Here is a 7,760-nt window from a genome sequence, read left to right on the forward strand (position 1 = left end):
TAATTAATTTATTATAATTTATTATCGTAATTTAAAATAAAGGCTAATGATGAAAAAGATATTGGGAAGTATACTGTTTATTGCAGTATCGGTAAGTGGACTTTTTGCAGTAGAATTGACTAGTTCGGTAAGTACAGTTAAGCAGAGTACGGTCGTATATACAATAAAAGGTAATGTACAAGACACATATTATACGATGATGGATAAGCCGATTAAAGCACTTGGCTATCGTCTTCCTGATCCACGTAAACATGTAAATCTTGTATATAAAGAACAATATGGTTCAACAACACTTGATGTATTGAGTTTTATGACTATTGTTAACGATAAAAAAGTGAAACCTCTTTTGGAAATAGATCCAAAACTTGCAGGGTTTAACCCGTTTAATGTTGTAATCTATAAGCACCAAGGTAAAGATGAAACGGTTATCTCTCATCTGACGGCAGAAGTAATCATAGAGATGTTGGGAATTACAGACCAAACAGTGATCAGTGAGTATACAAAGCAGATGGATGAACTTGATGGTCTTATAGCAAAAACATTTCCATCTGCAGTTGTAAGCCATGGTACATACGAAGGTGAGATAAAAGACTCTATGCTCCACTATGAGATCACATTTGATAGACCGGAAGATCTTGATGATTACTTAGATGAAATACAGGAAAAAGTGGATGATACATTTACAGAAAAGGGCTATATCATGGCTGGTTTCTTTGACTACAAACAAGGAAAACCCGATCTTCTTCCTTCTTATGATGCATTTTGGACTTTCTCTCTTTGTCACTTTCCTTATTCTTATACAGTATTTGACAATGAAGGTGCTATGCCTGAAGCAGCTGTCTTTGCACCATGTACGATGTATATGTATATCAAAAAAGACACAAATACACTTGTTATAGGTATGCCAAAATTGGCAAATTGGAATAGATTTTTTACTATGAATAACTCAAAAAGAATGGATTTTCTTAATAAATTAGATAAGGACATTCCGGCTACATTCTTAGAGATAGGTGCAAAAGAAGTTAAGTAAAATATATAAGGAGTAAATATGGCAAGTGTATTATTACCCATAGCAAAAGGTTTTGAAGAGTTAGAAGCGGTTGGACTTATAGATGTAATGCGTCGTGGAGGTATAGAAGTACGTGTAGCCTATTTGGAAGATGAACTTCAGGGAAATTTAGTCTTAGGTGCGAATGGTATCACCATACAGGCTGATACTTCCATTAAGAATGTTATCAGTGATGATTTTGACATGATGGTGCTTCCCGGTGGTTGGGATGGTACGTATGCTTTGGCAGAAAACGCAAGGATCATAGAACTTCTGCAAGAGTTTAAAGCTACAAAGGCAGTCGGTGCAATGTGTGCTGCACCTTTTGTACTAAAAAAAGCAGGTGTTTTAGGTGATAATTACACATGTTATCCTGGAGCAAAAGATGAGATAGGTCATCCTGGTTATAGAGAAGATAGCAAAGTTGTTACCGATGGTAATGTGATGACTTCCCAAGGTCCAGGAACTGCTGTTTGTTTCGGGCTTGCCATAGTAGAACGTCTTGTCGGAAAAGAGAGTATGCAAGCTGTGAAAGATGGTATGCTTTTGGGCTATTGTTAAAAATGCTAGCCATTTGAGCACTCTACTGAAGAGAGCTCAGTGCTAACGTAGCTAATAGGAGCTTTGCTTCTATGCGTAATGAATGAGAAAGTATGCAGGCCGTAAAAGACGGCATGCCTTTGGATTACTGTTAAAACCGGCTAGCGGATAAAGCACTCTGCGAACATATAACTCACTTGCATTGCAAGCAAGTTACTACATACAAAGTTAACATATATAAAAATTATTGGTTTATATGCGTCAAAGTTCTGTTCTGCTACATTATCAGATAGGAGTGTGCTATGAAACCATTTATAATTTTTGTAATCCTAAGTTTTACCACTGTACTGCTTTACAGCAGTGAGAATAACAGAACAAAAGATGAGAATCAAACCAAAGAGGCTATTAATAAAGCTATGGAAAAAGAGAAGGAATATGCCAGGGAACAGCGCTTTTACAATGCAGATGAGTATGATTTCAAAGGTGCCCAAGTAGATCCCAAAACTCTTGAAAAGATACCCGTTCTTGAACCTGATTACGATTTTGATATGAGTACGGGCGTCTATGACTAACACTTTTATGGGATAAAAACACTCATATTATTTCGTCATAAATTCAGACACATTTTCAATCTATTTTTACCTAACCTCTGCTATATTAGACATCCAATATAAGCAAAGGTCATCCATGTCAGAAGAACCAAAAGTTAAACCACAATTTACCCACTTACATCTACACACTGAGTACTCACTTCTTGATGGTGCGAATAAGATCAAAGCACTTGCAAAGAAGATCAAAGAGCAGGGTATGACCTCAGTAGCTATGACTGACCATGGAAATATGTTTGGAACTATAGACTTTTATAACACTATGCGTAAAGAGGGTATCAAACCTATCATCGGGATGGAAGCGTATGTGCACAATCAAGATGAATTGGGAGACAAGTCTGTACGTCAGCGTTTTCACCTTTGTTTATATGCTAAAAATGATGTAGGTTACAAAAACCTAATGTATCTTAGTTCACGTGCATATATTGATGGGTTTTACTATTACCCACGTATTAACTGGGAGCTTCTCAAAGAGAACAGTGAAGGTATCGTTTGTTCTTCTGCATGTTTACAAGGAGAAGTTAACTGGCATTTGAACCTTTCGGATAGAAATCTTAAATTTGGTGCCAAAGGGTATGATGAGGCAAAGAGGGTTGCACTTAAATACAAAGAAGTTTTCGGTGAGGACTTTTATCTTGAACTCATGCGTCACGGTATCGGTGATCAGCACCGTATAGACAAACAGATCATACAAATCTCACAAGAGACAGGCATTAAGATCATTGCAACCAATGACACGCACTACACAGTACAAAAAGATGCGGATGCACATGAGGCGTTTATGTGTATCGCGATGAACAAACTTTATGATGATCCGAATCGTTTACGTCACTCGGTACATGAATTTTATGTGAAATCACCAGAACAGATGGCAGAACTTTTCGCAGATATTCCTGAGGCACTTGAAAATACCCAGGAGATAGCAGACAAATGTAATCTGGAGATCAAACTGGGTGACCCGACACCGCCTAACTTTAAATTTGCCAGAGAGAGAGCAGAAGAATCAAATATAGAAATGCCCCATCCGGATATAGAGTATTCTCTTGAGAATGACATCGTTCTTTTTGTGGAAGAATCAAAGCGAGGACTTGAAGAACGCCTTAAGATCGTTCCTGCAGAAAAACATGATGAATATAGAGACAGACTAAAAGTCGAGATGGATATTATCAACGATATGAAGTTCCCGGGATATATGCTTATCGTTTGGGATTTTGTTGATGCAGCGAAGCGGATGGGTATACCGGTAGGGCCTGGACGTGGTTCTGCAGCGGGATCACTTGTCGCTTACTCACTAGGTATTACAGATATAGATCCTATGCCTTACGGATTACTCTTTGAGCGTTTTTTGAATCCTGAACGTATCTCTATGCCGGATATCGATATGGACTTCTGTCAGGCACGTCGTCAAGAGATACTTGATTATGTAGTGGAGAAGTATGGGCGTGTGAATGTGGCACAGATCATTACTTTTGGTAAATTACTTGCTAAAGGGGTCATTCGGGATGTAGCACGCGTACTTGATATGCCTTACTCTAAGGCAGATGCTATGGCCAAGCTTATCCCCGATGAACTAGGGATAGACTTGAAAGGCTCTTACGAAAAAGAACCTAAGATCAAAGAACTTTTAGAGCGTGACCCACAGGCTAAACGTACATGGGATTATGCTTTGGCACTGGAAGGATTAAACCGAAATGCAGGGACACATGCTGCGGGTGTCGTTATTTCAAATGAACCGTTATGGCAAAAGACACCACTGTTCAAACCTACTGGGCTAGATACACTTGCTACGCAGTATTCCGGTAAGTATGTAGAAGATGTAGACCTTATCAAGTTTGACTTCCTTGGACTTAAAACACTCACGGTCATCGAAGAAGCTCTGCAACTAGTAGAAAAAAGATATGGCAAACGTATTAATTTCGTGGAAGAGAATATTGAAGACAAAGAAGTTTATGACTACATTGGTACAGGTGAAACACTCGGACTGTTCCAGATAGAATCAGCAGGTATGCAGGACTTGGCGAAAAAACTGAAACCAAATGGTTTTGAAGATGTTATTGCGATGCTTGCACTTTACCGTCCGGGACCTATGGAGTCAGGTATGCTAGATGATTTTGTTGAGCGTAAACACGGACGAGCAGAAATTACGTATGCCTTTCCTGAACTTGAACCTATACTTAAGCCTACGTATGGAGTCATAGTTTACCAGGAACAGGTTATGCAGATCGTGCAGACCATTGGTGGATTTAGTCTGGGTGGTGCGGACCTTGTACGAAGGGCGATGGGTAAGAAGATCAAAGAAGAGATGGATAAGCTTAAAGATGAGTTTTCTGATGGTGCAGCCAAAAAAGGTTTTGACAGAGAAACAGCAGCAAACCTTTTCGATCTTATCGTAAAGTTTGCAGGGTATGGTTTTAACAAGTCTCACTCTGCTGCGTATGCCATGATCACTTTCTACACTTCCTATTTAAAACACTACTATCCGACTGAATTCATGGCAGCTATTTTGACGTTGGAGAAAAATAATACGGATAAAGTAGTCAAATATGTCGATGAAGTAAAACGTATGGGGATGAAACTTCTCCCACCAGATATTAACCGTTCCGGAATTATGTTTGAAGCACGCAACATTGATGGTGAAGAGGTTGTTATGTTCGGTATGGGTGCCGTAAAAGGTGCTGGAGAGATCGCTATTAATACTATGATATCAGCCAGAGGGGAAGAAGAGTTTAAAGATTTTTCTGACTTTGTCTCACGTATTGATTCGAGTAAAGTAAACAAAAGGGTTATAGAATCTCTCATAAAAGCAGGGACTTTTGACAGTTTTGGATACAGCAGAAAAGCCATGCTTTCTCAGCTGGAAGATATTATAGATATGGCTAAAAAAGCGGGGGATGCAAAAAAACAAGCAGTAAATTCTCTCTGGGGTGATGATACTGAGATGACTTCTGTAACGTTGGAACTCAAAGATATGCCAGAGTTTGAACCTATGGAAATACTAGAAATGGAAAAAGAGTCTCTAGGTTTTTATGTTTCAGGTCATCCACTGGACAAGTACCGTGAAACGCTAGATGAGATCAACTATACACTCAGTTCAGAGATAGACGATCTTGCTGATGGTTCACAGGCGATGTTCATCGGTAAAATTGAAGGCATTACTGAGAAGATAAGTAAAAAAGGTAACAAGTTCGGTATCGCGAGCATTATGGACTTACACGGAAACATCGAATTGATGCTTTTTGAAAACCGTCTTAAGGAACTGGAAGAAGATTTTGACCTTAGCAAACCCATTGCCTTTAAAGTGAAGATTACTAAAGATGGTGACTTTACACGTATGAATATCTTGAAGATCTCAAGTATGAAAGATGCGAAAAAAACGAAAGTAAAAGTGGAAAAAGAGGTCAAGCACGTAGAAGAACCGGTTCAGCCACCACTTATTCTCTCTCTAAATCTCATGCCTGATGCAAAGATAGTCGAAGAGCTTATGTGTCTTGTAGACAAATACCCAGGGAAACGACCATTGGAACTTCACATTAAGTCTAAACTTGCAGATGTGATCATAGAGTCAAAGATGAAGGTGAGTGAACTGATTATGGAAGAGGTGAAGGAATTGGGTATCTATCCTGAAGAAGCTTTACAGGTTGTAAGTTAAGACGATATAATACATTTAATCTTGTTTTTATTTATATGTATTATAATAAGTACTTATTGATATTAAAGGGGAAACAATGAAATTTATAAAAGGTTTGTTTACATTTGTAGGCGCAATAGTAGTCATTGGTTTTATTTTTGCATTTGTGAAATTTGATCTGGGTACAAGAATAGGACAGGTGGCCAAGCTTGATTCTCAGGCATTGCCAGAGTACATGAAAATGTTTGACAAAGTACTGACTACAGGTGATCCGGCTAAAGGTATGATCCGTAAAGTAAAAATGGTTATACCTGAAGGTATGACAAAAGCAGAAGCATTTAAAAATGCTTTAGAGATCATGGATGAAACAGCAGATGAATATGGTATGGCTATGGTAGATAGTAAAACTATGCCTAGAGGCGGTAAATTATTTAAAGATGGTGGACTGCTTACGCATATTCGTTCATACTGTTCTCCATATATTGCAGATGTGTTTTTAAAGCATTCAGGAGAGTTTATTGGGTTTATGCCATGTAGAATAGGTGTTGTTGAAGATCCAAATGGTGATATTTACATCTATACGATGAGTCTTGAACTTATGATCAATGGCGGATATGTTTTACCTCCTGAACTCTTAGCACTTGCCAATGAGGTAAGAGCTGGAATGTATGCTATGATGGAAGCTGCTGCTGCCGGAGAATAATTTCTCCTTCTCAATAAATACTTACACTTTTGTGTGTAAGTATTTTTTATTTATCTCTTCCTCTAACTATTTTCTATTGACATTCTCTATTCTACATTTCGATATAATCATCAGCTAAAATAAACTCAATTAGGAATCTCATGTCTACTCACGAAGATGAAAAAGCATTTAGAATTTTAGAACAAGCAGTTCATAAGGCACAGACTTCATTGGAACTAACAAAAAACTTTCAACCATTTTTGATGTTACTTAATGATGTGGGAGAGATTGAACTTTTTGAAAATGAAGTGAAAGACTCTACTGAAAGTTATGCTTTATTAGAAGATACTCTGAAGGCACGTGTTAAAGAGGAAGATGTAGATGTGATGGTATTGGCAGTTGATACACTTATGCCTGAAAAGTTTGTGAAAGATACTCCAAGCAGTATACGCTTACATTTAGAAGAAAAAAGTCAAATTGATAAAAAGATCTCTGCCAGATTTCTTTACGTTCCTTATGAGCTGTGTAGAATTGGAGATGGCGAGTTGTTTGTGAAACTTCATGCTCCCATACCAGTAGGTTTCCCCGCAGAATATATAGTTAATTAAATAGCTCAATAACTCCGTAAAAGTCTTCTTTTCACTCAAATATAGGGAAAAGCTGTGTAGTAAGGGAACAAATAAATAATATAAGTTTTGGAAAACACTCTATTTTATGAGCATAATACAAGAAAGTGCTACAATCTTACCATTACTAATCTAAATTTAAGGAACAAACATGTCACAATTACCAAAAATCATATGGTCAAAAATTGATGAAGCCCCAGCACTTGCTACGTATTCATTGTTACCAATCGTAAATGCGTTTACTCAAGCAGCGGGTGTTGAAGTTATTACTTCTGATATCTCACTTGCAGGAAGAGTGCTTGCAGCAATGGGAAAAGCTGAAGATGAATTGTCTAAACTAGGAGAAGTTGTTTTACAACCAGATGGAAATATTATTAAACTTCCAAATATCTCTGCGTCAGTAGGACAGTTAAAAGATTGTATTGCTGAACTTCAAGGTCAAGGATATGATATTCCTAACTACCCTGAAAACCCAACTACAGATGAGGAGAAAGCTATTCAGGCAAAATATAGCACATGTCTAGGTTCAGCTGTTAACCCAGTACTTAGAGAAGGAAACTCAGACAGAAGAGCAGCTAAAGCTGTTAAGAAATTTGCACAAAACAATCCTCACAAACTTAGAGCATTC

At 37.9% G+C, this 7,760-nt stretch carries 7 protein-coding genes; all 7 read left to right on the forward strand.

Going from position 1 to position 7,760, the window contains the following annotated elements:
• The first annotated feature begins 49 nt into the window (after nucleotides 1-49).
• A complete protein-coding gene (locus ABYK33_RS04720; RefSeq protein WP_373031837.1) occupies nucleotides 50-1,030 on the forward strand; it encodes a hypothetical protein in 981 nt (326 codons plus the stop codon).
• An 18-nt stretch (nucleotides 1,031-1,048) separates the two neighbouring features.
• A complete protein-coding gene (locus tag ABYK33_RS04725; protein ID WP_373031838.1) occupies nucleotides 1,049-1,609 on the forward strand; it encodes a DJ-1 family glyoxalase III in 561 nt (186 codons plus the stop codon).
• Between the two features lie 281 nt (nucleotides 1,610-1,890).
• Entirely contained in the window at nucleotides 1,891-2,160 is a 270-nt protein-coding gene (locus ABYK33_RS04730; RefSeq protein WP_373031839.1) for a hypothetical protein, read from the forward strand.
• Nucleotides 2,161-2,275: 115 nt separating this feature from the next.
• The gene (dnaE, locus tag ABYK33_RS04735) at nucleotides 2,276-5,845 is read left to right on the forward strand and encodes a DNA polymerase III subunit alpha (RefSeq protein WP_373031840.1); all 3,570 of its coding nucleotides are present in this window, start codon (nucleotides 2,276-2,278) and stop codon (nucleotides 5,843-5,845) included.
• A 76-nt stretch (nucleotides 5,846-5,921) separates the two neighbouring features.
• Nucleotides 5,922-6,527 carry a DUF302 domain-containing protein gene (locus ABYK33_RS04740; RefSeq protein WP_373031841.1) on the forward strand — a complete coding sequence of 202 codons (606 nt, stop codon included), beginning with the start codon at nucleotides 5,922-5,924 and terminating at the stop codon, nucleotides 6,525-6,527.
• Between the two features lie 140 nt (nucleotides 6,528-6,667).
• Nucleotides 6,668-7,114 carry a hypothetical protein gene (locus ABYK33_RS04745; RefSeq protein WP_373031842.1) on the forward strand — a complete coding sequence of 149 codons (447 nt, stop codon included), beginning with the start codon at nucleotides 6,668-6,670 and terminating at the stop codon, nucleotides 7,112-7,114.
• 169 nt (nucleotides 7,115-7,283) lie between these two features.
• A partial coding sequence (locus ABYK33_RS04750; RefSeq protein WP_373031843.1) for an NADP-dependent isocitrate dehydrogenase occupies nucleotides 7,284-7,760 on the forward strand: 477 nt, incomplete at its 3' end.

Origin of the sequence: Sulfurovum sp. (assembly GCF_041562805.1) — a bacterium.
GTDB lineage: Bacteria > Campylobacterota > Campylobacteria > Campylobacterales > Sulfurovaceae > Sulfurovum.